Source organism: Qipengyuania citrea (assembly GCF_009828015.1).
In the GTDB taxonomy this organism is placed as follows: Bacteria; Pseudomonadota; Alphaproteobacteria; order Sphingomonadales; family Sphingomonadaceae; genus Qipengyuania; species Qipengyuania citrea.
Genome location: NZ_WTYG01000004.1, coordinates 175,684 through 199,313, shown reverse-complemented (window position 1 = coordinate 199,313; position 23,630 = coordinate 175,684). Strand labels below are relative to the sequence as shown.

At 64.6% G+C, this 23,630-nt stretch carries 23 protein-coding genes and 1 tRNA gene; 13 read left to right on the top strand and 11 right to left on the bottom strand.

Annotation, left to right across the window (positions count from 1 at the left end; translation table 11 throughout):
- Nucleotides 1-116 precede the first annotated feature (116 nt).
- Genes GRI55_RS12990 through GRI55_RS12980 form a run of 3 tightly spaced genes read left to right on the top strand, consistent with a single transcriptional unit; the run spans nucleotide 117 to nucleotide 2,152 of the window.
- Nucleotides 117-308, top strand: coding sequence for a NepR family anti-sigma factor (locus GRI55_RS12990; protein ID WP_082835656.1), 192 nt, complete (start codon nucleotides 117-119; stop codon nucleotides 306-308).
- Nucleotides 308-913: a sigma-70 family RNA polymerase sigma factor gene (locus GRI55_RS12985; protein WP_063506771.1), complete on the top strand. Its 606-nt coding sequence runs from the start codon at nucleotides 308-310 to the stop codon at nucleotides 911-913. Before GRI55_RS12990 ends, GRI55_RS12985 begins: the two co-directional genes overlap by 1 nt.
- A gap of 57 nt (nucleotides 914-970) precedes the next feature.
- A complete protein-coding gene (locus tag GRI55_RS12980; RefSeq protein ID WP_160767456.1) occupies nucleotides 971-2,152 on the top strand; it encodes an AI-2E family transporter in 1,182 nt (393 codons plus the stop codon).
- A gap of 55 nt (nucleotides 2,153-2,207) precedes the next feature.
- On the opposite strand, the gene GRI55_RS12975 is transcribed toward GRI55_RS12980, so the two are convergent.
- The gene (locus tag GRI55_RS12975; protein WP_063506773.1) at nucleotides 2,208-2,819 is read right to left on the bottom strand and encodes a superoxide dismutase; all 612 of its coding nucleotides are present in this window, start codon (nucleotides 2,817-2,819) and stop codon (nucleotides 2,208-2,210) included.
- 174 nt (nucleotides 2,820-2,993) lie between these two features.
- On the opposite strand from GRI55_RS12975, the gene glmM reads away from it, so the two are divergent.
- From glmM to thiD, 3 genes are all read left to right on the top strand, one after another.
- Nucleotides 2,994-4,331 (top strand): phosphoglucosamine mutase, encoded by a 1,338-nt coding sequence (glmM, locus tag GRI55_RS12970; RefSeq protein WP_160767455.1) that lies wholly within the window; start codon nucleotides 2,994-2,996, stop codon nucleotides 4,329-4,331.
- 68 nt (nucleotides 4,332-4,399) lie between these two features.
- Entirely contained in the window at nucleotides 4,400-4,624 is a 225-nt protein-coding gene (locus GRI55_RS12965; RefSeq protein WP_063506775.1) for a DUF1272 domain-containing protein, read from the top strand.
- Nucleotides 4,621-5,451, top strand: coding sequence for a bifunctional hydroxymethylpyrimidine kinase/phosphomethylpyrimidine kinase (gene thiD / locus GRI55_RS12960; RefSeq protein ID WP_160767454.1), 831 nt, complete (start codon nucleotides 4,621-4,623; stop codon nucleotides 5,449-5,451). Before GRI55_RS12965 ends, thiD begins: the two co-directional genes overlap by 4 nt.
- Here thiD and GRI55_RS12955 read toward each other — a convergent pair.
- Nucleotides 5,433-6,323 carry an LOG family protein gene (locus GRI55_RS12955; protein ID WP_050599703.1) on the bottom strand — a complete coding sequence of 297 codons (891 nt, stop codon included), beginning with the start codon at nucleotides 6,321-6,323 and terminating at the stop codon, nucleotides 5,433-5,435. The genes thiD and GRI55_RS12955 overlap by 19 nt on opposite strands.
- A gap of 54 nt (nucleotides 6,324-6,377) precedes the next feature.
- A tRNA-Trp gene (locus tag GRI55_RS12950) sits at nucleotides 6,378-6,453 on the bottom strand.
- 85 nt (nucleotides 6,454-6,538) lie between these two features.
- Between GRI55_RS12950 and aat the strand changes: the two genes are divergently transcribed.
- The gene (aat, locus tag GRI55_RS12945; RefSeq protein ID WP_160767453.1) at nucleotides 6,539-7,222 is read left to right on the top strand and encodes a leucyl/phenylalanyl-tRNA--protein transferase; all 684 of its coding nucleotides are present in this window, start codon (nucleotides 6,539-6,541) and stop codon (nucleotides 7,220-7,222) included.
- Here the strand turns inward: aat and GRI55_RS12940 are convergent.
- The 4 genes from GRI55_RS12940 to GRI55_RS12925 form a co-directional block, all read right to left on the bottom strand.
- Nucleotides 7,126-7,659 carry a DUF2155 domain-containing protein gene (locus GRI55_RS12940; protein WP_083437281.1) on the bottom strand — a complete coding sequence of 178 codons (534 nt, stop codon included), beginning with the start codon at nucleotides 7,657-7,659 and terminating at the stop codon, nucleotides 7,126-7,128. The two genes, aat and GRI55_RS12940, sit on opposite strands and share 97 nt — an antisense overlap.
- Nucleotides 7,660-7,661: 2 nt before the next feature.
- Nucleotides 7,662-8,060 (bottom strand): NADH:ubiquinone oxidoreductase subunit NDUFA12, encoded by a 399-nt coding sequence (locus tag GRI55_RS12935; protein WP_160767452.1) that lies wholly within the window; start codon nucleotides 8,058-8,060, stop codon nucleotides 7,662-7,664.
- Nucleotides 8,061-8,122: 62 nt separating this feature from the next.
- The gene (locus GRI55_RS12930; RefSeq protein ID WP_233996636.1) at nucleotides 8,123-8,623 is read right to left on the bottom strand and encodes a DUF192 domain-containing protein; all 501 of its coding nucleotides are present in this window, start codon (nucleotides 8,621-8,623) and stop codon (nucleotides 8,123-8,125) included.
- The gene (locus GRI55_RS12925) at nucleotides 8,620-9,204 is read right to left on the bottom strand and encodes a regulatory protein RecX (RefSeq protein WP_050599707.1); all 585 of its coding nucleotides are present in this window, start codon (nucleotides 9,202-9,204) and stop codon (nucleotides 8,620-8,622) included. Before GRI55_RS12925 ends, GRI55_RS12930 begins: the two co-directional genes overlap by 4 nt.
- 133 nt (nucleotides 9,205-9,337) lie before the next feature.
- On the opposite strand from GRI55_RS12925, the gene GRI55_RS12920 reads away from it, so the two are divergent.
- The 6 genes from GRI55_RS12920 (at nucleotide 9,338) to GRI55_RS12895 (ending at nucleotide 16,797) form a co-directional block, all read left to right on the top strand.
- A complete protein-coding gene (locus GRI55_RS12920) occupies nucleotides 9,338-11,086 on the top strand; it encodes a fatty acyl-AMP ligase (RefSeq protein WP_160767451.1) in 1,749 nt (582 codons plus the stop codon).
- A gap of 170 nt (nucleotides 11,087-11,256) precedes the next feature.
- The gene (locus GRI55_RS12915) at nucleotides 11,257-12,471 is read left to right on the top strand and encodes a toxic anion resistance protein (protein ID WP_063506783.1); all 1,215 of its coding nucleotides are present in this window, start codon (nucleotides 11,257-11,259) and stop codon (nucleotides 12,469-12,471) included.
- Nucleotides 12,472-12,481: 10 nt separating this feature from the next.
- On the top strand, nucleotides 12,482-13,240 hold the full coding sequence (locus tag GRI55_RS12910; RefSeq protein ID WP_160767450.1) for an MFS transporter: 759 nt from the start codon (nucleotides 12,482-12,484) through the stop codon (nucleotides 13,238-13,240).
- Complete coding sequence (locus tag GRI55_RS12905) at nucleotides 13,240-13,542, top strand: polyhydroxyalkanoic acid system family protein (RefSeq protein WP_160767449.1); 303 nt, start codon at nucleotides 13,240-13,242, stop codon at nucleotides 13,540-13,542. The genes GRI55_RS12910 and GRI55_RS12905 overlap by 1 nt, the downstream gene beginning before the upstream one ends.
- A gap of 133 nt (nucleotides 13,543-13,675) precedes the next feature.
- Complete coding sequence (locus GRI55_RS12900; RefSeq protein WP_160767448.1) at nucleotides 13,676-14,254, top strand: biliverdin-producing heme oxygenase; 579 nt, start codon at nucleotides 13,676-13,678, stop codon at nucleotides 14,252-14,254.
- Nucleotides 14,254-16,797, top strand: a complete 2,544-nt coding sequence (locus GRI55_RS12895; RefSeq protein ID WP_160767447.1) for an HWE histidine kinase domain-containing protein — start codon at nucleotides 14,254-14,256, stop codon at nucleotides 16,795-16,797. The genes GRI55_RS12900 and GRI55_RS12895 overlap by 1 nt, the downstream gene beginning before the upstream one ends.
- Before the next feature lie 19 nt (nucleotides 16,798-16,816).
- On the opposite strand, the gene GRI55_RS12890 is transcribed toward GRI55_RS12895, so the two are convergent.
- The 4 genes from GRI55_RS12890 to GRI55_RS12875 all read right to left on the bottom strand — a co-directional run bounded on the left by GRI55_RS12890 (nucleotide 16,817) and on the right by GRI55_RS12875 (nucleotide 23,571).
- Nucleotides 16,817-17,539, bottom strand: a complete 723-nt coding sequence (locus tag GRI55_RS12890) for a TonB family protein (protein ID WP_160767446.1) — start codon at nucleotides 17,537-17,539, stop codon at nucleotides 16,817-16,819.
- Nucleotides 17,540-17,639: 100 nt separating this feature from the next.
- The gene (locus GRI55_RS12885; RefSeq protein WP_160767445.1) at nucleotides 17,640-21,017 is read right to left on the bottom strand and encodes a TonB-dependent receptor; all 3,378 of its coding nucleotides are present in this window, start codon (nucleotides 21,015-21,017) and stop codon (nucleotides 17,640-17,642) included.
- A 252-nt stretch (nucleotides 21,018-21,269) separates the two neighbouring features.
- Entirely contained in the window at nucleotides 21,270-22,211 is a 942-nt protein-coding gene (locus GRI55_RS12880; protein ID WP_160767444.1) for an isopenicillin N synthase family dioxygenase, read from the bottom strand.
- A gap of 13 nt (nucleotides 22,212-22,224) precedes the next feature.
- A complete protein-coding gene (locus GRI55_RS12875; protein ID WP_160767443.1) occupies nucleotides 22,225-23,571 on the bottom strand; it encodes a NupC/NupG family nucleoside CNT transporter in 1,347 nt (448 codons plus the stop codon).
- Nucleotides 23,572-23,630 lie beyond the last annotated feature (59 nt).

Sequence of the window (23,630 nt, the reverse complement as noted above, 5' to 3'; positions counted from 1 at the left end):
CAAAGCAAGGGAACTCGACATCGTCCCATGCGTTGTGCGAAGCACATTGCGGGATCGAAAGATGCTGGTAGGGCGTCCTGCCGGTGACATACGAAAAGGGTAGCAGTCTTCAAGCCATGAGCTCAGATACGCCGAACACTCCGCAGCGGGCACCCGCTGGCGGGCCGCCGCCACATCCATCTGCTCCGGGGAAGGAACAGGATCCGGATTGGGCGAACGGCCTGCGCCAACTCTATGACTCCGTGGTTGAAGAGCCCCTCCCCGACAGTTTCCAGGACCTGCTCGACAAGCTGGATGTAAAGGACTGATGTCGGACCACGAACGGACGGCAGCGGACAAAGCCGACTTCAAACGGGAACTGACCGAGGTCGTCCCCCACCTGCGCGCTTTCGCGCGCGGCCTGTGCGGACGCGCCGACATGGCCGACGATCTGGTCCAGGAAACGCTGCTCAAGGCATGGGCGGCGCAGGAGCGCTTCCAGCCCGGCACCAGCATGCGCGCATGGACCTTCGTGATCCTTCGCAATGCCTACCTCACCGACATGCGCCGCAACCGCTTTCGCGGCGAATATGACGAGACCGTCGCCGAGCGCGTCCTGACCGCACCGGCGGGACAGGAAGAACCGATCCACCTGTCCGACATGCACCGGGCGCTGCTGACGCTGCCGCCCGAGCGGCGCGAAGCGCTGCTGCTCGTGGGTGCGGGCGGCTTTTCCTACGAGGAAGCCGCGACGATCTGCGACTGTGCGGTGGGCACGATCAAGAGCCGGGTGGGCCGTGCGCGCGCCGCGCTCAATGCAATGCTGGCGGATGGCAACATTCCGAAGCGTTCGATCGGCGACAGCGCAGCGCACCGCGCGATCCTGCAGGAACTCGACGATGTGGCCTCCGGCATGGGCAGCAGCCGCAGCTAGCAACCGTCGCGACCGCGCCGCTTGTCACCAATCGCCATGCGAGGCAGATAAGCGCCGATGAGCGAGACCAAGCCGCCCGAGGAAACCGTGTCACCGGCGCCGCGCCGCCGGTCGAGCAGGCACGCCTTCGCCGAACAGGAATTGCGGCTGATCTCCTCGCTGGTGCTGCTGATCGGGCTGGGCCTGTTCCTCGCCCTGCCCTTCGTGCTGTCGATCGGTTCGGTGGTGTTCCTGCCAGTGGTTACCGCGCTGGTGCTGACGGTGATCCTTTCGCCGCTGGCCGACAAGCTCAACGGCTGGGGCCTGCCCAATGCGCTTGCCTCGCTCGCGGCGCTCCTGTTCTTCTTCGCCATCCTGCTGCTGGCGCTGGCGCTGATCCTGCAGCCGGCCGTCGCGCTGTTCGACGACGTGCCGGCGATGGCGCAAGGCGTGATGGCGCGCTTCGGCGAATTGCGCGAGCGCTTCGCCTGGATCGCCACGCTCAACGAACAGCTCGCCGCGCTGATGAACAGTGACGGCACCCGCGAAGTGGTGCTGGCCGCTCCCAGCCTGCTCGAACAGGTGGCCTTTGCCACGCCGAGCCTGATCCTCGAGACGATCCTGACGCTGCTGATGGCCTATTTCATGATCGAGGCGCGCGTGCGGCTGCGCCAGCGGCTGCTGTTCGGCCGCGCCAGCTTCGGCACCAGCATCAAGGCCGCGCGCGTGATCCGCGAAGTGCAGGACCGGGTCGCCGCCTATATCCTCACGGTGGGGTCGATCAATGCCCTGGTCGGCGTGGTCGTTGCGCTGGGCGCCTGGGCGCTGGGGGTCGATGCCCCGATCATGTGGGGCGGGCTGGCGGCGCTGCTCAATTTCCTGCCCTATGTCGGACCGATCGTGATGGTCGCGTTGCTCGGGCTGTTCGGCATCGGCACCGCCGATACGGTGGTGCTGGGCCTCGTCCCGGCAGCCGCCTATCTGGCGCTGCACACGGTCGAAGCCAATCTCGTCACCCCGTCGATCCTTGGCGCGCGCTTCACCATGAACCCGGTGCTGATCCTGATCGCGCTGTCCTATTTCACCTGGATCTGGGGCGTGTTCGGCGCCTTGCTGTCGGTCCCCATCCTGTTGATGCTGACTGCGCTGTTCGACCATATCGGACGCCCCAATCTGGTCGGGTTCATCTTCGGCGAACCGCTGTTCGCGACCGATCTGTTCGGCGAAGCTGAGACCGCCGAAACCGCCGCGCAGCAGTAAAAAAACCCGCCGCCATTGCTGGCGACGGGTTTCGAAATCGTCGGGTTCCTGACGCTTAGCAGGGATATTCCCAGGTCGTACCGCGCGCGAGGTTTTCGCTCGCGAAGCTCCAGTTGAGCTTGCCATTGACTGCCTCGAGATAGGCCGGGCGCGCGTTCTGGTGATCGAGGTAATAGGCGTGTTCCCACAGGTCGATCACGAGCAGCGGGTTCACCCCATCGAGATCGGCCAGCGTGTCGCCGTCATGCGTTTCCTCGATCGTCAGCTTGCCGTCCTTCACGGCGAGCCAGACCCAGCCGCTGGCGAAGTGGCCCGCACCGCGTTCGGCGAGCTTTTCCTTCACGCCGTCGACCGAGCCGAAGACATCGTCGATCATGCTCTTGAGCTCGTCCGACGGGCTGGTTTCTTCCGGCGCCATCGAGTGCCAGTAGAAGCCGTGGTTCCAGCTCTGCGCCGAATTGTTGAACAGGCCCTGGTCGCTATCGCGCGCGGCGGCAACCACCTCTTCCAGCTTCTTGCCTTCGTGGGCGGTGCCCTCGATCGCCTTGTTGGTCTTGTCGAGATAGGCCTTGTGGTGCTTGCCGTGGTGATACGAGAGCGTCTTGGCCGAAACCGCAGGTTCCAGCGCAGTGTCGTCGTAAGGCAGGTCGATCAGCTCAAAAGCCATGGAATGTCCCCTCTTGGGTTGGTGTGAACAAATTTCGTACTCGCGTCCCTAACGCCCCTGTAAGCGCGTGGTTGCACATAGCGGCGATATAGCACGCGAAAAGAGGGGCGCTGGCCTTTTATTTCTCGGGCAACCGCGCCATTGGGGCTCCGACACAAGGGAGTTTGACCATCCATGGCTCGCAAGTTCTTCGGCACTGACGGAATCCGCGGACGCACCAATAGCGGGGTGATGACTGCCGCAATTGCGATGCGCGTCGGCCAGGCGGCAGGCACGCATTTCCTGCGCGGCGACCATCGCCACCGCGTGGTGATCGGCAAGGATACGCGGCTGTCGGGCTACATGATGGAAAGCGCGCTGGTGGCGGGCTTCACCAGCGTCGGCATGGATGTGGTCATGACCGGGCCGCTGCCCACCCCTGCCATCGCGATGCTGACCCGCGAGATGCGCGCCGATCTGGGCGTGATGATTTCGGCCAGCCACAATCCGTTCGAGGACAATGGCATCAAGCTGTTCGGTCCCGATGGCTTCAAGCTGTCCGACGAGGCGGAGGCCTCGATCGAGGCGCTGCTCGAAGAGCAGCCGCAGCTCGTCGAGCCCGGCCATATCGGCCGCGCCCGGCGGATCGAGGATGCCCGCGGGCGCTATATGCACGCGGTCAAGCAATCGATCGGCAGCGACGTGCGCTTCGATGGGCTGAAGGTGGTGGTCGATTGCGCCAATGGCGCCGCCTACGAGGTCACCCCGGGCGCAATCTGGGAACTGGGCGCCGAAGTGATCGCCATGGGGGTGGAGCCCGACGGGACCAATATCAACGACGGCGTGGGCTCGACCTCGCTCGCGGCGATCAAGGCGCGCGTGGTCGCCGAAGGCGCCGATATCGGTATCGCGCTGGATGGCGACGCCGACCGCCTCATCGTCATCGATGAGAAGGGCGAGACGGTCGACGGGGACCAGATCATGGCGGCAATCGCCACCCGGCTGCACGAACGCGGCAAGCTGACTGGCGGCGGCGTGGTTGCCACGGTGATGTCGAACCTGGGTCTCGAACGCTATCTTGCGGGCATCGGGCTGACGCTCGAACGGACGCAGGTGGGGGACCGGCACGTGCTCGAACGCATGCGCCGCGGCGGCTTCAACGTCGGCGGCGAACAGTCGGGGCACATGATCCTGTTCGATCACGCCACCACCGGCGACGGCACGGTCGCGGCGCTGAGCGTGCTGACCGGCCTGGTGCGTTCGGGCAAGCGCGCGAGCGAATTGCTGCGGCTCTTCGAACCGGTGCCGCAATTGCTCAAGAACGTGCGCTATGATGACGGGGCGCCGCTCGAGCAGGACAGCGTCCAGCAGGCGATCGCCGAGGCCGAACGCGAACTGGGGGGCAACGGACGGCTGGTCATCCGCCCGTCGGGCACCGAACCGGTTATCCGGGTGATGGCCGAAGGCGACGATGCCGCCCAGGTCGAGTTGCTGGTCGACCGGATCTGCGATGCCGTGCGGGCGGCGTCCTGACGCCTCGCCGCGCGCACCATCGATAAATTGAACCGCTGCGCATTGCGGGGGCGGAAACGGAGCAAGCCATGCTGGACATGAGACCCGATTGCGAGCGTTGCGGAACCGACCTGCCGGCGCAGGATCCCGGCGCTTTCATCTGCAGTTTCGAATGCACTTTCTGCGCCGATTGCGCGAACGAGCTGGACGATCTGTGCCCCAATTGCGGTGGCGAACTAATGGACCGCCCGACCCGGGCCAGGAAGCTGCACGAAAAATTCCCGCCTGCCACCAAGCGAAAGGCTGCCGCGTGAGCGACGCGCCGCCTCCCCGCATCCTGTCCATCGCGGGCTCCGACAGTTCGGGCGGCGCGGGTATCCAGGCGGATATCAAGACCATCACCATGTTGGGCGGTTATGCGATGACGGCGCTGACCGCGATCACCGCGCAGAATACGCGCGGCGTCCAAGGTGTCGAACCGCTGCCGCCCCAATTCGTGCTCGATCAGGTGGCAAGCTGCCTGTCGGACATCGGCGCCGATGCGATCAAGATCGGCATGCTCGGTTCCCCCGAAACTGCCCGGCTGCTGGCCGAGCAGCTCGACACCTTCGCCGGCCCGATCGTGTTCGACCCCGTCATGGTGGCAACCAGCGGATCGGTGCTGGCCGACGATGAGACGATCGCCGGGTTCGCCGCGTTGATGGACATCGCCACCATCGTCACCCCCAACAAGCCCGAACTCGAGATACTGGCCGGTCGCGGTCCGCTTGCCGACGATGAGATGTTCGATGCGGCCCACGCGCTGGCCGAACGCCATGGCGTCCAGGTGCTGGCCAAGGGCGGCCACGGCGGCGACGAAACGCAGGTGGTCGACCGGATCGCCTCGCCTTCGGGGAAATTCGCCAGCTTCGCGCATACCCGCCTCGACACGCGCCATACGCATGGCACCGGCTGCACCCTGTCGGCCGCGCTGGCCACGCTGCTGGGGCACCGGCAGCCGCTGACCCACGCGATCCGGATCGCCCGCGCGTTCACCTATGCCGCGATCGAGAATGCGCCCGGTTTCGGCGACGGATCAGGCCCGCTGGGCCATCAGGCGGTCCGCAACCGGGGCGAACGCGATCAGCAGCCCAGATCGTAGAAGTCGCACAGATATTCCCACGCCTCGTCCGCGGTTTCGCACCAGCGGAACAGATCGAGATCCTTCTTCGAGATCGTGCCCTCCTCGGCAATCGCCTCGAAATTGACGACGCGTGACCAGAAATCCTTGCCGAACAGCAGGATCGGGATGGGCTTCATCTTGCCCGTCTGGATTAGGGTCAGCAGTTCGAAGAATTCGTCGAACGTGCCGAACCCGCCGGGGAACACCGCAACCGCGCGCGCGCGCAGCAGGAAGTGCATCTTGCGCAGCGCGAAATAATGGAAGTTGAGCGACAAGTAGGGCGTCACATACTGGTTGGGCGCCTGTTCGTGCGGCAGGATGATGTTGAGGCCGATCGATTCGCCGCCCGCCTCGCTGGCACCGCGATTGGCCGCTTCCATGATCGACGGACCGCCGCCCGAGCACACGACGAACTGGCGCTTGCCGTTCTCGATGATCGACTTCTCGGTCGCCAGCTTGGCCAGCTTGCGCGCTTCCTCGTAATATTTCGACTTGGCGACCAGGCTCTCGACGACCTTGCGCTCTTCCTCGGGCAGGTCCTTCGCGCCTTCGAGCGCGGTTTCCGCCGCTTCGGGAGGCGGAATGCGCGCGCTGCCATACATCACCAGCGTCGAGCCCACGCCGGCCTCGTCGAGGACCATTTCAGGCTTGAGCAGTTCGAGCTGGAAGCGCACCGGGCGCAATTCCTCGCGCAGCAGGAAGTCCTTGTCCTGGAACGCAAGTTTGTAGCTTGGATGCTCGGTCTGGGGAGTGTGGGATTCGAGGCCCTGTTTCTCGAACCGGGCTTCCTGTTCGGCAGCGTAAAACTTGCGGTCTTCGATGCCGCGCCGGCGCTTTTCGTCTTCTGTCATGCGCTGCCCGATAGGGCGCGCGGGAGCCAACGACAAGTCACCGCGAAAAGGAAATGGCAGGGGTGACAGGATTCGAACCCGTGGCCCTCGGTTTTGGAGACCGATGCTCTACCAGCTGAGCTACACCCCTGCAGGAAGGGCGCGCATTAGTATGCCCATCCCTACTTGGCAAGGCGGATATCGCTGGCAATCGGGAAGTGGTAGAGCGCAGCGCGATGCATGCCCCCAACCTCTCGCTGATTCCGGTCGAATTGCTGCTCCGCGCCTATCGCGGCGGGGTATTCCCCATGGCCGACCACCGGGACGACCCCGAAGTCTACTGGGTCGAGCCGCGCGAGCGCGCGATCATTCCGCTCGGCGAGTTCCGCATGTCGAAGAGCCTGCGAAAGACGCTGCGGCAGGACCGCTTCCGCGTGACCTGCGATCACGCCTTCGCCGCCGTGATCGCCCAATGCGCCCTGCCGCGCGAAGAGCATGCCGAAAGCTGGATCAGCCACCGCGTCGAAGCGAGCTACAACGCGCTGCACAGGGCCGGTCACGCGCATTCGATCGAATGCTGGCAGGACGGCGAGCTGGTCGGCGGGCTGTACGGGGTGGCGTTCGACCGGGTGTTTTGCGGGGAAAGCATGTTCAGCCGCACATCCGATGCCAGCAAGGTGGCGCTGGCGTGGCTGGTCGCGGCATTGCGCGAGGCGGGCTATGCCGTGCTCGACTGCCAGTTCATGACCGAGCATCTGGGCCGGATGGGCGCGGTTCCGCTGCCGCAGGCGCAATACATGGCGGCGGTGGCGCAAGCCGGCGGTCAGGCCGCGGCGTCGCTACCTGCAGTGGTGGCCGGGTTCGGCGCATCTTCCTCGCCCGGGAAGGCCATCGTGCATTCCTTGACCCACACGTCGTAGATCGGGTGTTCGACCACGTTCAGGCTCGGCGAGTTCTTGAACAGCCAGCCCGAGAACACCTTGCGGAACTGGTCCTCGGTCCCGCGTTCCTTGACCAGCAACTGGACGAAGGCCCCGGTTTCGCTAGGCATTTCCCACGGCGCCGTGCGCTCGCAGGCTTGCAGGCGGACGATCACGTCGCCCACGCGCTGCTGGTCGCCGGGCTGCAATTCGAGATCGCGGCTGACATTGTTGCGCTTGTTGAGCAGGCCGAGCGTGGCGACGCGCTCCGCCATCGGCGTGCCGATTCCCGCCTCGGCGGCAGGCTGCACCGGAAGCGCGTCCTGCTGCAGCTCTTCGGGAATGTCAGTGGCGACGGCTTCTTCGGGCGCTTCGGCCTGCTGCTCGCAGCCCGAGGCAATCGCCGCCATGGCCAGGAGGGCAAGCGCCCCGCGCATCGTCACGCCTCGGGCGACCAGGCTTCGTAATCGCCGGTGGCGCGGGCCCGCTGCCCGCCGCGCTCGAGCGCTCCGGCGGGGCGATAGGCAGTTGCCGTACCCGTGGCATTGGGCGTGTAATCGGTTTCCCAGATCCGGGCGGGCGGCAGATGGCTTTCGGGTACGTCGTCGAAGGAACCGTGCAGCCAGCCGTGCCATTCGCTCGGCACGCGGCTGGCATCGTTGGCACCTTCGTAGATCACCCAGCGGCGTTCGCGCCCGTCCCCGGTGGTCTTCTTCGACCGGTAGTACTTGTTCCCCTGCGCATCGGTGCCGACGTGTTCGCCATTGCGGGCCGACCACAGATGCGTGCCGATGGTGGCACCGTTCCACCAGGTGAAGATCTTGCCGAGGAAGTTCATGTCCGCGCGGTTAGCCGTTTATTCGCCGTGCCTCAAGCGCCCGCGTGCGGGCCCGCGCGACTTTACCATTCGACCCGGTCGCCGGGTTCGATCCCCAGTTCCGCCGCGCGTCCGCCGCGCAGTTCGAGCACGCCCAGTACCGGGCCCACCGAGTAGACCGGGTCGAGCGAATAGGGTTCGGTCTCGGCGGCGATATTGCTGATCCGGTTGTCCGGCCCGACATAGATGATGTCGAGCGACAACGGCGTGTTCTTCATCCAGAAGCTTTGCGCGCGCGTTCCGTCATAAGGAAAGATCATCCCTTCGAAATCGCCGAGCTCGGTGCGGAACATGAGGCCGCGGGCCTGCGCTTCGCGCGTGTCGGCCACCTCGACCGCGAACTGGTGGCGGTCTTCGCCGCTGGTCACGGTCAAGGGAACGACCGCGAGGCCCGAAACGGGGTGGACCGCGGCTTCGGGGGCCTGCGCCTGCGCGCCGGCCGGCTCGGAGGAGGCCCCGGCCTGTGTCTGCGGCGAACACGCAAGCAGCGCCGCCATCCCGGCCATGGCGGCCAGCACCTTCATTCGTACCCCTCGGCGGCTTCCGCGACCCATTCCTCTAGCTCCTCGACATCGCGCGCTTCGATCACGCGCCGGGCAATTTCGAAATCATGGCCTGCGCGCACCATCGCGGCAAGTCGCTTCTCGTGCAGCTTGCGCTGCGCCTCGGCGTCGCCTTCTGCCGGGCGGGCATAGGGACCGAAGCGGCGCTTGCGCGCTAGCACCAGCGCCGCGCGGCGCCGCTGGTGCTCGCCGGGTTCGAGCGCCTGGCGCAAGTCGTCCTCGATTCCCGCCGCCCGCAAGGCCTGCTCGACCCGCCGGGCGCCATAGCCGCGCGCTGCCAAGTCACCCGCCTTGGCGCGGCCATAGGCCTCGTCGTCGACATAGCCCCGCGCGACGAACTTGTGCAGCAAACCGTCGAGATCGGGCTCCTCCCCCTCGGTGAACCCGCGTTCGCGCAGCTTGCGCTGGAGATAGGTCCGCAGCTTCCCCGCGCTGGTCGAAAACCGGGCGACGTAGGACACCGCCAGCTCTTCCAGCCGGATGCGATCAAGCGGTTTTGCCCGGCGACGAGCACGACCGGATGTTGTGCGTTCATCATCCATGGGCCATATTCCTGCCACAGTCCTTTAAGATTGGGAAATGTGGGAGAGCGCGCCCATCCTACAATGAGCGCGAAAGAGCACGCAAAGAGAATGGCCGAAAGGCCCCAGCTATTCACGGGTATCGCCGAAAATTATGACCGACGCCGTACTGACGCCGACGCCGAATGACTGCGACCTGCCACGCCGCCGGTCGGACTTCGCGACGTTCAATGAGGCTATCGATTACGCTGCGCGAAGCGCCAAGGGCCTCAACTTCCACGACATGCGCGGGACGCTGGAACGGGTCTATCCCTATGCGCAGATGCAGCAGGACGCGCTGCAGGCCGCGTACCGGCTGGTGGCGATGGGTATTCGCAAGGAAGACCGCGTCGCGCTGGTCGCCGAGACCAGCGCCGAGTTCGCCGCATTGTTCTGCGGCTGCACGCTGATGGGCGCGTGGCCGGTCCCGCTGCCCTTACCGACGACCTTCGGCGGCAAGGAAAGTTATATCGACCAGCTTTCGGTCCAGCTGCAGAGCTCGGACCCGAAAATCCTGATCTATCCCGCCGAAATCGCCGAAATGGCCAAGGCCGCCGCCGACCGGCAGGGCTGCGACGGCGAAAGCTGGGACGATTTCGCCCAGCGCGCCGGCCCGCAATGCGAGCTGCCCGAAGCGCAGCCCGAAGACATCTGCTACCTGCAATATTCGTCGGGCTCGACGCGCTTCCCCACAGGCGTCGCAGTAACGCACGAGGCGCTGCTCCACAATCTGCGCGGACATGCCGAATCGATGCATATCGGCACCAACGACCGCGTGGTCAGCTGGCTGCCGTGGTATCACGACATGGGTCTGGTCGGCTGCTTCCTGTCGCTGATCGCCAACCAGGTGTCGGTCGACTACCTGCGCACCGAGCATTTCGCCCGCCGTCCGCTCGCCTGGCTCGACCTGATCAGCCGCAACCAGGGCACCACGCTCAGCTATTCGCCGACTTTCGGCTACGACATCTGCGCGCGCCGCATTTCCAGCCAGAGCCAGGTCGCCGACCGCTTCGACCTGTCGCGCTGGCGCGTGGCGGGCAATGGCGCGGACATGATCCGTCCCGACGTCATGCAGAATTTCGTCAATGCCTTTGCCGATGCCGGTTTCCAGGCAAGCAGCTTCAACCCCAGCTACGGCCTCGCCGAAGCCACGCTGGCCGTAACGGTCATGCCGCCGGGTGAAGGCATCCGCGTCGAACTGGTCGAGGAAGAACGCCTGTCGGGACGCCCGCGCGACCTGTCCAAACCCGCGCGGTACCGCGCCATCGTCAATTGTGGCAAACCGATACCGGGCATGGATGTCGAGATCCGCGGCGAGAACGGCCGGATCAAGGGCGATCACCAGATCGGCAAGGTCTGGTGCCGCGGCAAGAGCGTGATGCATTCCTATTTCCGCAACGAGGAAGCGACCACCGACTGTCTCGTCGCCAAGGACAATGGGGACGTCTGGCTCGACACGGGCGACATGGGCTACATGGCCGATGGCTATCTGTTCATCGTCGGCCGCGCCAAGGACATGATCATCATCAATGGCAAGAACCTGTGGCCGCAGGACATCGAATGGGCGGTCGAGCAATTGCCGGGCTTCAACCACGGCGACATTGCCGCCTTCTCGGTCGATACCGACAATGGCGAAGAAACCCCCGCCGTGCTGGTCCATTGCCGCGTCTCGGACCCCGAAGAGCGGATCAAGCTGCGCGACCAGATCGCCGACAAGGTCCGCGGCGTCACCGGAATGAGCTGCGTGGTCGAGCTGGTCCCACCGCGCACCCTGCCACGCACAAGTTCGGGCAAACTCAGCCGGGCCAAGGCGAAAAAGCAGTATCTCGCTGGCGAAATCGTACCGCTGGACCTGGCCGCCTGAAGCAATCGCCCCCGGTCGGGCGCTGGCGCTGCGAACGGACCCTTTTCCGAATTGCCTTGCGCTTCGCGCCATCGGCGCGGCACTATCGCTGCGCCGCGCGACTGCGCGCTTGAAGATCGTGTATTGCCACCCTAATACAGGATTATAGCCGCTTGGAGAGATCTGCGCCCATGAGCGATACGAAAACGCCGACCGCAACTGCCACCGAAACCGCCTTCGACCTCACGCCGCCCGATCCCGTGCCCGAGGTCAAGCCGGAGAAGGCTGCGGGCCTCGTCCCGGTTTCGGAAGAGGTGAAGAGCAAGCTGCAGACCAAGGTCGACGGCTTCGTCGCCGATCTGATCGCCGAGGATGCGAATTCGCCCGAATTCGGCAAGAAGGTCGACCAGCTGACCAATATGGGCCGCAAGGAAATCATGGCTGCTGCGGGCATGTCGAACCGTTTCCTCGACCGCCCGGTGCGCGCGATGGACAAGGACGAAGGCGTCGGCGCCAATCTGGCCGAACTGCGCCGCGTGGTGGAAGACCTCGACCCCGGCAAGCGCGGCAAGCTGTCCGGTCCGCGCAAGATCCTCGGTATCATTCCCTTCGGCAACAAGCTGACCAATTACTTCCGCAGCTACCAGAGCGCGCAGACGCATATCCAGTCGATCCTCAACAACCTCGCCAGCGGCAAGGACGAGCTGATCATGGACAATGCCGCGATCGACGTCGAACGGCAGAAACTGTGGGAGGCGATGGGCAATCTGGAACAGATGATCCACATCTCCAACTCGCTCGACGCGAAGCTGGAGGAAAAGGCCGCCGAACTCGACGCGACCGATCCGGCCAAGGCCAAGGCGGTGCGCGAAACCGCGCTGTTCTATGTCCGCCAGCGCACGCAGGATTTGCTCACCCAGATGGCGGTGAGCGTGCAGGGCTATCTCGCGCTCGACCTGGTGAAAAAGAACAATGTCGAGCTGGTCAAGGGCGTCGACCGCGCCAGCACCACCACCGTCGGCGCGCTGCGCACGGCAGTGACCGTGGCCGAGGCGATGACCAACCAGCGCCTCGTGCTGGGCCAGATCACCGCGCTCAACGAAACCACTGCAGGAATCATCGACAGCACCAGCACGCTGCTGCGCGACCAGACCGGCAAGATCCACGAACAGGCCGCAGCGAGCACGATCCCGCTGGAAACGCTGCAACGCGCCTTCCAGAACATCTACGACACGATGGACGAGGTCGACAGCTTCAAGCTGCGCGCGCTCGACAGCATGAAGCAGACGGTCACGCTGCTGACCGACGAGGTCGAGAAGTCGAAGGGCTATATCGCGCGCGCCGAAGGCCAGGCGCAGGCGCAGAAGCAGGTCGCCGAAAGCAGCCTGCTGAGCATCGAGGGCTGAGGGCGGCATCGTGAACGACCTCACCCGCGACAGCGACCGCATATTGTCCGAGAGCAAGGCGCTGGTGCGCGACAACCGCGAAGGCGGCCGCCACCGGCGCGCGCCCTCGATCGGGCAGGGTTCGGCCAAGGCCAAGCGCGACCACCTGATGAAGAAGGTGCGCAACCTCTTGATCGCAGTGGCCGTCATCTGGGTGGGAGCCGGAATTGCCGGGGCGATCTTCAGCGGCATCGGTTTCTGGGGCGTCATGGCTGTCGTTGTCGCCACGGCCATCGCTACCGCAATCTTCTCCAGTTATCCGAAGATCAAGACGCCCAAGCGCGCCGACATCAACAAAGGCAATGTCCAGCAGATGGTCGGCCGCACCGAGCTGTGGCTCGAAGCGCAGCGCCCCGCCCTGCCCCCGCCAGCGGCGAAGATCGTCGATGACATGGGCGTCCAGCTGGATGCGCTGGGCTTGCAGCTCGAAGGGCTCGACCAGAACCATCCCAAGGCACGCGAAGTGCGCAGCCTGGTCGGCGAACAGCTGCCCGAAATGATCGACAGCTACCGCCGCATTCCCGCGCATCTGCGCACCGAGCAGCGTGCCGGGGCGACGCCCGACGAGCAGCTGACCGACAGCCTCGGCAAGATCAGCGGCGAAATCGATTCGATCACCCGGCAGCTGGCCGAAGGCTCGCTCGACGACCTGGCGATCAAGCACCGCTATCTCGATTACAAGTTCGGCGAAGCGGCGCAGACCAGCCCGCAGCTGGAGGACAAGAGCTGATGCGCGTTCCGCTTTCCCACGATCTCGGCAAGGACGAAGTCCGGCGCCGCCTGCAGTCGCGCAGCCACGAAATCGGGCAATATGTGCCCGGCGGGTTGGCCGACGTGACCACGAGCTGGCCGAGCGAAGACCGGATGAACCTGGCCGTGAAGGCGATGGGCCAATCGATCGACGGATGCGTCATCATCGAGGAAACGCAGGTGATCTTCGAGGTGAACCTGCCTCTGGCGCTGTCCTTCGTCGAACCGATGGTCGCTAGTGCGATCCGCCAGCAGGGGCAGAAGCTGATCGCTCCCAAGTAACCCGCCGGATGAGTGGATCACGCGAAAGCTAGTTCGGGAACCATTTCGATCACTGCGCGCTTTTCGTTCTGGCGGGGCTTGGCCGATAACCAATCGTTGAGGCCTCTGCTTTTAGCTGGGGGTGAAACGTTTGATGAGCGAGGCCGCTCGTATGCCGGCAACCGACGCGGTGGGTCGCACCATCCGGGAAATTCTAAAGCATGGGACCGCGGCCGAGCATGATATGCTCGACGCCCGGCTGGGTTCGCTCGTCCTCGCCGATCGCGATGGCTACGCGCAGTTCCTGGACATCCAGTACCGGGCACGGCGCGGTGTCGAGCGCTGGCTGGAAGCCCGCGCCCTCGGCGATCCGCCGCCGCCGCAATCCGATCTCGTCGCGCGGGACCTGGCCAGCCTCGGCCAGGCGATCCCCGCGGAAGCGCCCGATTTCACGGCCGCGGATGACGAGGACACGCTGGGGGTATGCTGGGTTCTGGCCGGATCGGCGCTGGGCAACCGGGCGATCCTGGCGCGGCTGGCAAAGGCGCAGGCCGATGTTCCCACCGCCTTCCTCGCCGACCCGCGCATGGGCCAGTACTGGCGCAGCATGCTCCCGGCCCTCACCCGTCCTTGCAACAGCCGCGACTGTGAAAGCATACTGCGCGCCGCACGTTCCACATTTACGCATTTCAACCTAGTTGCATCACACTGCCTTGTAATTAAGGCCGCTTGATGCATTCGACCGACGTCAATCTGAGCAATTGCGACCGCGAACCGATCCACCAGCTGGGCCAAATCCAGAATTTCGGCGCGCTGCTCGCGCTCAATGCCGACTGGTTCGTCGCGCACCGATCGACCAATCTCGAGACGATCCTCGGCGCTGGCCGGACGATCGAAATCGGCGACCGGCTGAGCAGGCTGTTCGCGCCCGATGCGATGGACCAGTTGCGCAGCGCGGCTGCCGCGCTGACTTTCCCCGACCAGGTCGAACGGATCTTCGGCCTTGCGCTGTTCGACGGCGACTGCCTGTTCGACTGCGCGCTGCACAGTTCGGGCGGCAATACGATCATCGAGATCGAGCCGCATGCCGCAGGCGTCCTCAACCGCCAGCTGGCCGTCCTGCGCCCGATCATGGCCCGGCTGGAGAAGCATACCGAAGTCGAACCGCTTGTCGCCGAGGCTGCGCGCCAGCTGCGCGCCGCGCTCGAGATCGACCGCGTGATGGTCTATCGCTTCCGCGACGATCTTTCGGGCGAGGTCATCGCCGAGGCGGCGCGCGACGATCTCGAGAAATTCCACGGCCTGCGGTATCCGCGGTCGGACATTCCCGACCAGGCCCGCGCGCTCTACGTGCGCAACCGCTTCCGGATCATCGCCGATGTCGAGGCCGAACCCGTCCCGATCGAACCCGGTCTCTCGCTCGAAGGCGAACCACTCGACCTGAGCATGAGTTCGCTGCGCGCGGTATCGCCGATCCATATCGAATATCTCAAGAACATGGGCGTCGGCGCCTCGCTGTCGATCTCGATCATCATCGGCGGCAAGCTGTGGGGCCTGTTCGCCTGCCATCACTACGGCCCCGCGCTGCTGCCCTATTCGCAGCGCACCGCGGCGGAGCTGTTCTCCGAATTCTTCTCGCTGACGCTCGACCGTACGCTGGCCCGGCAGACCGCCGAACGCCGCGAACACGGGCGGGCGATGCACACGCAGCTGATGCGCGATGTGGCCGCGGGCACCCCGCTGTCGGCCAGCCTGCCGATGATCGAGCCGGTCATCCAGCAGGCCATTCCGCATGACGGCGCGAGCATCTTCGTCGACGACCTCTACGATTCGCGTGGTTCCGCGCCCAACGAAGAGGAATTCCGCGCGATCGTATCGAGCCTGAACGGCGCGGCGACCAGCCGGATTCTCGCCAGCGAAGCGATCGCCGACCGCCTGCCGCGCGCCGCGCGTTTCGCCGATCGGGCGGTGGGGGCGCTGATCATCCCCGTCTCGCGCACCCCGCGCGATTATCTGGTCCTGTGGCGCAAGCCGCTGGTGCAGACCGTGACCTGGGCGGGCAATCCGGAAAAGCCGGTCGAGATGGGCCCCAATGGCGCCCGGCTGACCCCGCGCAAGAGCTTCGAAGCGTGGCAGGAGACCGTCGAGGGCCGCGCCGAGAAATGGTCCGATGCCGATATCGAGATTGCCGAAAGCCTGCGGGTCACGCTGCTCGAGATCATCCTGCGGTTGACCGACGAAGCGGTGACCGAGCGCGCCCGCGCGCAGCAGCAGCAGGAATTGCTGATTGCCGAGCTCAACCACCGGGTGCGCAATATCCTCAATCTCATCCGCGGCCTCATCAACCAGTCGAAGAACGATGCGCGCAACATCGAAAGCTTCGTCGAGATCGTCGGTGGCCGCGTGCGATCGCTGGCCTCTGCGCATGACAACATCACCAAAGGCAATTGGTCGCATGCGCCGTTTTCCGAGCTGATCGAGACCGAAGCGCATGCCTATCTGTCGGACCAGCGCGACCGGCTCGCGCTGATCGGCCCGGAGGCGATGATCGCCCCCGAAGCCTATACGGTGCTGGCGCTGGTCATCCATGAGATGATCACCAATTCGGCCAAATACGGCTCGCTCAGCGACAGTTCGGGCATGCTCGAAGTGACCGTGACCCGGCAGGACAATGGTGATCTCTGCCTCGACTGGCGCGAACGCGGCGGCCCGCCGGTCAAGCCGCCGCAGCGGCGCGGCTTCGGCAGCACGATCATCGATCGCTCGATCCCGCACGAACTCAAGGGCGAGGCCGAGATCAACTACCGGCTCAGCGGAGTCGAGGCCCGCTTCTGCATTCCCTCGCAATATGTCGAATGGCGCGCCGCCGAGGGCAACGAAATCGAGCCCACCGCCACCAAGAAGGAGACCGGCTTGGCCGATGTTCCCAATACCGTCCTGCTGGTCGAAGACAGCATGATCATCGCGCTCGACGCGGAGGATTGCCTCAAGGAACTGGGGGTCGAGAACGTTCGGGTCGAAAGCTCGGTGGCCGCCGCCCTCGACGCGCTGGCGAAAACCGAGCCCGAGCTGGCGATCCTCGATTACAATCTGGGCAAGGAAAACAGCGAGCCGGTGGCGCTGAAGCTCAAGGAACTGGGCGTGCCGTTCTGGCTGGCAACCGGATATGGCGAAATGCAGGACCGGCTCGAAGAACTGGGGGCGGCGGGCCTGCTCACCAAGCCCTATGGCCGCGACGAACTGCTGCAGGTGATCGGCAGCAAGACCCAGACCTGACCCGCCGCAGCGAGGCGCCTCAGTTGAAGAAGCGCTGCTGGTAATAGAATTCCGCGGCCACCGGGTTCCCCGCACGATCGCGGGCGGGCTCGAAGCGCAATTGTTCCAGCGCCAGCCGGCAGACGGTGGCGTCGGTCTCGGGAAACGGGCTCGGGCGATAGATGCTGCAGCGGGTGGCGCGTCCCTGCGCCGATACGCTCAGCCGCACGATAACCGATTGGCCGATCCGCGCGGCACGCCCGCCGGGCGGCACCGGGAAGGCGCTGGCATCGGTGATCGCACGGACCAGCTGCGGCTTGGTGGCCGCACCCCCGCCCTGCCCGCCGCCGCCCTCGCCACTGCCGGTGCCCTCGCCCGTGCCTGATCGGCCCGTACCGCCCCCCTCCTCGGTCGCCCCCGACGTATCGGCAGTGCCGGTGGACGACGCACGCGGGGCGGGCGGATCCCGGCGCACCGGTTGCGGCGGCGCGGTAACCGCATCGGGGACTGCCTCACGCCCCGGATCGCCCTGCGCGCCTTCCGGTTCCGGTTCCGGCTCCGGCGGCTCGTTCGGCTCCTCGGGTGCCGAGACGGTGACGGTAAATGCCGAGACCACCGATTGCTCGACCCCGGTGACGGCGCTGGGCGCAAGCGCCCTTGCAAGCAGGTAGAACAGTCCCAGGTGGATCACCGCGATCAGCGCGATCACCCAGGGGTTCAGGCGCTTCCTGGTCTGGGCATAACGAGTTGCGGGTTCGGCCATCGCCCCCTCATGGCAAAGCCGCCCCACCGGGTCCAGCGACCCCACGAAAAAGGGCGGCCCTCCGAAGAGGACCGCCCTGATCTTGCCGAAGAGCTACCGATTAGAATTCGTAGCGCACGCCAACCTGGACCTTCCAGGCCGAGCTGGAGACCGAGACAATCTGGTCGTCATCCGGATTGAAGCTTCCGATTTCGTAGCGACCCTGCGCATCGACACCGGTGCTGGTTACCGGAATATCGTTGAAGAACTTCACGCGGTTGGCACTCTTATCGAGGAAGTTCAGGAAGTTATCGAAGTCGGCGAACAGTTCGACCCGATCGTCCGCGATCCCGGTCAGGCTGCCGAGGAAGGGCAGTTCCTGACTGAAGCGGAGGTCCAGATCATACGACCATTCGTTGCGGCAGCTGTTGCGCTTGATCGAAGCGCCCGGCGTGTAATCGCAGCCCGATGCTTCGACGTAATCGATCAGCGCCTGAATGTCGCCGGCATCGCCAGTGACATTCGGATCGTTCACGCCCGACGGAACGTAGAGCAGCGCGTTGTCCGATCCCGAGGAGCTGTCGTTGAAGACGCCGCTGCCGTCGAACACGAGGCTGTACGGCCGGCCCGAACGCGCCCGGAAGAAGATGCCCAGCTGCGTGGCATAATCACCGAAGAAGCGTTCCTTCCAGCTGAACGCTGCCGTCAGATTGTGGCGGGTTTCATAGTTGGACGTCGAAATCCCAGGGTTCTGACGGTCGAATGCCGCGGTCACGTCGTAGGACGAAGTGGCCGTCGACGACCCGACATTGCGGTTGTTGCTCGAGTCGGTGAAGGCATAGCCGAAGCGAAGGCCAACGCTGCCATTCTCGGTGAGCAGGCCACCGCGGAAGTTCTTCGACAGGAGGAACGATGCCACGTGGCTGTCGTAGCTCGGGCCGTTCGTCAGCTGAATTTCATCATCGCGGCCCGTTGCGAAGCACGGTGCCGTGACATTGTTCCAGACCGGCGGGGTCCCGCCCGTTCCTTCGAGCGTCGCTTCACAGCCTGCAGCCGTCGGATCGATTGCCCGGTAGATCGGACGACCGTCGACGGTGAAACCGTTGACACCGCGGCTCGGATCGGGGGTCTGCGACAGGTCGACGAAGTTCAGCGTGTCGTTGTACCGCGAGTAGATGTAGTCGAGGTTCAGGCGCCAGTCGCTGAAGAAGCCCGAAGTGGTGCCGAAATCGGTCGAGAAACCGAGGTTCGCACGCACCACCGTGGGGATGTCGAAATTCGGATCGGTCGACTGGGTATCGGCAAGACCCTGGGCCGCGCTGTCCGAACCGGACGCGATCACGCAATCAGGGAAACCGGTGAACTCGCCGTTGACGACCACGTCCGAAGGACGGTTGGCGCAGAAGATGTCCGTGCCGAGGCCAGCCGAGAACCCGTTGTTCGAGAAGGCATTCGAGAAATACACGACCGGGTCGCCGCCGGAGAAGACACCAACGCCGCCGGTTACGCGCGAATTCGAGAAGAAACCGGCATTGTCGAGTTCATAGGTTGCCGACAGACGGGGCAGAAGAACCGGATCAAGCTTGCTGAAGGGGTTCGAGTTCGTGAACCCGTAGCGAGCGAGGAAGTTGGGGTTCGCCCGCGGCGCATCGCCCGAATAGAACTGCACCCGCAGACCTGCAGTGATGTTGAGCTGGCTGGTCGCCTGCCATTCGTCCTGCGCATAGAAGGAGTAGATGTTGCGGGTGAAACGCGCGGCTGCTTCGTTCACGTCACCGGTCGGAGTGGCGTTGATATCCGCGCCGTAGCCTTCACCAAGGAACACTTCCTCGTTGGTCGGGAAGAATTCGCCACCCTGGCTGAGAATGCCCTGCTCGAAATCGTCGAGGTTCGAGAAGTACAGCGTCCCCGTCGCATTGATGACGAAGAGGTTGTAGGTGTCGAGCGAATTGATTTCGGCGCCCAGCTTGAACAGGTGATCGCCGGCGTCGATGTTCATCTGGAACTTCGCTTGATCGATCGTGGTGTCGAGCTGGTTGGCCGAACGGAAGATGCCGGGGCCGGTCGAAAGCAGACCGTATTCGCCATTGTTGAAGGTACCGACAGCCAGACGGACCGTGGGATTGTCCGACTGCGCTTCACCGAAGCCCACCGGGCCCTGAACGTCGCCGACCTTCGAACGGCTCAGCCGCAGTTCGGTCGAAATCGTGTCGGTCCAGTCCGAATACAGACGGCCCGAATAGTAATCGGAGATCGTGCCTTCGGCTTCGAAGGAGTTGAGACCGCCCAGAGCATCGGTGCCGAAGTCGGGCTCGACATTGTTCTCCTCGAGCCGCTGGTAGGTCAGTTCCAGACGGTGGTCTTCGCCGAGATAGGCGTCGAGACGACCGAAGTAGCGCTTGCTGCTTTCGTCAAGCGTGCGCGGATAGCCGCCGATGTCCTGGCCGTAGACGTTCTGCGCGATCGTGGCGAAACGGTCGAAATCGGCCTGCGTGACGGCATCGACCGAATTGACGAAACCGGCGCCTGCGGGGCCCGTGTCGTTCGCATCGCCAAGGTCGGTTTCCTCGTATCCGGCATAGAAGAACAGATAGTCGGGAATGATCGGACCGCCGAGGGTGGCACCCCAGCGCTTCTCGCTGCCCGAAGACAGCGGCTGTTCGACACCGTCGCCGTCGATGATGGTGTCGGCGAGCATGCTGTCGTCGTAATAGGTGTAGAAGGCCGAACCGTGGAACTGGTTCTGGCCCGATTTGGTCACCACGTTCACGAGGCAGCCGGTGAAATCGGAATACTCGACGTCGAAAGGCGCGAATTCGACCGAAGTCTCGCGGATCACATCGTACGGCAGGGGCAGCGAGTTACGCGCGGCGAACGGCGTTCCGTTGAGACCGAACACGTCGGCCTGGACGATGCCGTCGACAGTGAAGGTGTTCGACCGGTCGTTGCCGCCGAGGCAGGAAATCCGGTCGACTTCGTCGGAGCGATCGAGGCTTACGCGCGGGTCGAGACGAATGATGTCGCGCACGTCGCGCGAAATGCTCGGGAAACTTTCCAGCGTTTCGACACCGAAGGCGGTGCCCGGTCCGACGGCAAGCTGCTGCACATTGGCGCGCGAGCCGGAAACGATGATGGTGTTCGCCGCGACACCCGTCGTCAGTTCGAAGGTGAAATCGGTGTTGCCCGAAACGGTGATGAAGGTGTTTTCGACCGTCTGGCCTTCATAGCCATCGGCCGTGGCGGTGACGGTGTAGGGACCGCCCGGGACGAGCGAGCTGGTGCGGAAGCTGCCGTCAGCTGCCGTCACAAGCGTCCGGTCCTGGCCGGTGCGGGTATCGGTGACGACCACGGTTGCGCCATTCAGCGGCTCGCCAGCTTCGCTGACCACGCGGCCTTCGATTCCCGAGGTGATTTGCTGTGCGGCAGCGGGCGCTGCAATCATCGCCGTCGTGGTTGCCAGTCCGGCAACCGACGCGGCCAGGAGATATTTGAACTTCATCGAGCGGATCCCTTCGTCTCGTTAAAAGTAGGCTAGTGCTGCTGAGCCGACTCCCTGGCGGGAGGACGTTGCGGCAAAGCTATCTTTTTGTGACAAGATCAAGACATATGTTGCAGGTGCGAGACGCATCGCCGCACCAAACGGGAAATCCGCTGTATTTCAGGTATTTACGTTAGTTGCATAAAGGCAACAAATCCGATTCTTCCGGGAACCGGTGCATAAGTGCAACAGCCCCCGGAAGCGGCGTGCGGATCAGGCCAGGCCGATCTCGCGCAGGCGCTGCATCAGGTAGTCGTGACTTGAAATCGGTTCGGGCGGTTTGGTGCCGCTGTCCGCGTCGATGCAGGACGGCAGCGTCTCGATCACGTAATCCGGCCGGAAGTGCAGGAAGAACGGCATCGAATAGCGCGCACGATAGGCGGCATCGCCGCGCGGGTTCACCACGCGGTGCGTGGTCGAGCGCAGCTTGCCGTTGGTAAGCCGGTCGAGCATGTCGCCAACATTGACCACCAGCGCACCTTCGGGCGGGGCGACCGCTTTCCAGTCGCCCTGCGCGGTCAGCAGTTCCAGCCCGGCCTCTTCGGCACCGAGCAGCAGCGTGATCGTGTTGATATCGCCATGCGCGGCGGCGCGGACCGCGCCTTCGGCTTCCTCGCCTTCCAGAGGAGGATAGCGCAGCAGGCGCATCACCGAATTGCCGTCCTCGATGGTCGGCGCGAAGAACTCGCGGTCGAGCCCGAGATGCAGCGCGATGCCTTCGAGCACGCGGCCGCCGGCTTCCTCGAACGCCGCATAGAGTTCGCTGAAGGTTTCGCGAAAGCCTGCGACCTCGGACGGCCAGACATTGTCGGCCATGAATTCGGCCAGGGGATGGCCTTCGGGCAGCTCGCGCCCGACGTGCCAGAATTCCTTGAGATCGTGGACCTTGGCGTCCTTGGCCTTTTCGGTCCCGAAGGGGGTGTAGCCACGCGCCCCGCCACCGCCGGGAATGTGATAGGCGCGCTTGACCTCGTCGGGCAGCGCGAAGAACTGCTTCGACAGCGCTTCGGCGCGGTCGATCAGCTCCTGCGGGATCCCGTGGTCGCGAATGACGGCAAAGCCGTATTGCTGAAAACTGCGGCCAAGCTCGTCGGCAATCGAGTCGAGCGGCTGTGCCAGCGACACAACCGCAATATCTGTGTTCGAATCGGTCATAATGGACCGGCCTTTAATACGGGAGGAAGAGTCCCGCCAGCGCCGCGCTCATCAGATTGGCGAGACTGCCCGCCGCAAGTGCACGCAGGCCGAGCTTGGCAATCACCGGGCGCTGGTTGGGTGCCAGCCCGCCGGTCACCGCCATCTGGATCGCAATCGAGCTGAAATTGGCGAAACCGCACAGCGCAAAAGTGACGATCGCGCGGCTGCGATCGGACAGCACGCTGCCATCCATCGAACCGAGTTCGATGAAGGCGACGAATTCGTTGAGCACGATCTTGGTGCCGAACAATCCGCCCGCCGCGCCTGCCTGGTCCCAGGGAATGCCGATCAGATACATCACCGGGGCGAACACCAGTCCGAGCAATTGCTGGAAACTGACGTCGGGATAGCCGAACCAGCCGCCGATACCGCCGAGAATCCCATTGGCGAGCGCGACCAGCGCGACGAAGACCATCACCATCGCGCCAACCGCCACGGCGAGCTTCACGCCGGTCTGCGTGCCCTGCGCGGCGGCTTCGATGACATTGGCGGGCTTGTGCCCTTCCTCGAAGGTCTCGGCGACTTCGACTTCATGCGCCTTGCCGCCTTCGGTCAGCGCGGCAGGTCCTTCGGCGCTGATCCGGCCCTTCGGCAGCACGATCTCGCCATGGGGGTCGACCCCGGACATCTGCGCGGCATCGCGCGCCAGCACGCTGTCGTCGTCGGGCATGATGATCTTGGCCATCAGGATGCCGCCGGGCGCGGACATGAACGCCGCGGCGAGCAGGAAGGGCACTGCCTCGGCGCCGATGAAGCTGGCATAGGCCGCGAGGATCGTGCCGGCGACACCCGCCATGCCCACGCTCATCAGCGTGAACAGCCGACTGGGGGTCAGCGCGGCGAGATAGGGGCGCACCACCAGCGGGCTTTCGGACTGGCCGACGAAGATGTTGGCCGCGCTGCCCAGCGCCTCGACCTTGCTGATCCCGGTGATCCAGCCGATCGCGCCGCCGACCCAGCGCACCAGCCGCTGCATGATGCCCCAGTGATACAGGATCGACACGATCGCCGCGAAGAAGACGATCACCGGCAGCGCGGCGATGACGAAGGTGTTGGTGAAGGGATTGGCGCCCATTGGCCCGAAGATCGCCTCGATCCCGACCTTCGAATAGTCGAGCAGGGCAATGACCCCGTTCGACAGCGCCTGGATCAATTGCACGCCCCACGGGGTGCGCAGCACCAGCAGCGCCATCAGCGCCTGCAGCGCGAAGGTCGCCCCGACGACGCGCAGGCTGATGCGTTTCTTGCCCGTCGACAGGAGGAAGGCGATCAGCAGGATCGCCACGATACCGACGAGATTAATCAGGATAGGCGCCATCGCTTTCCCTTTGGCAGGAGGACAAGTTGCGGATGAAATCGGGCGCTGTCTTGCGTGCG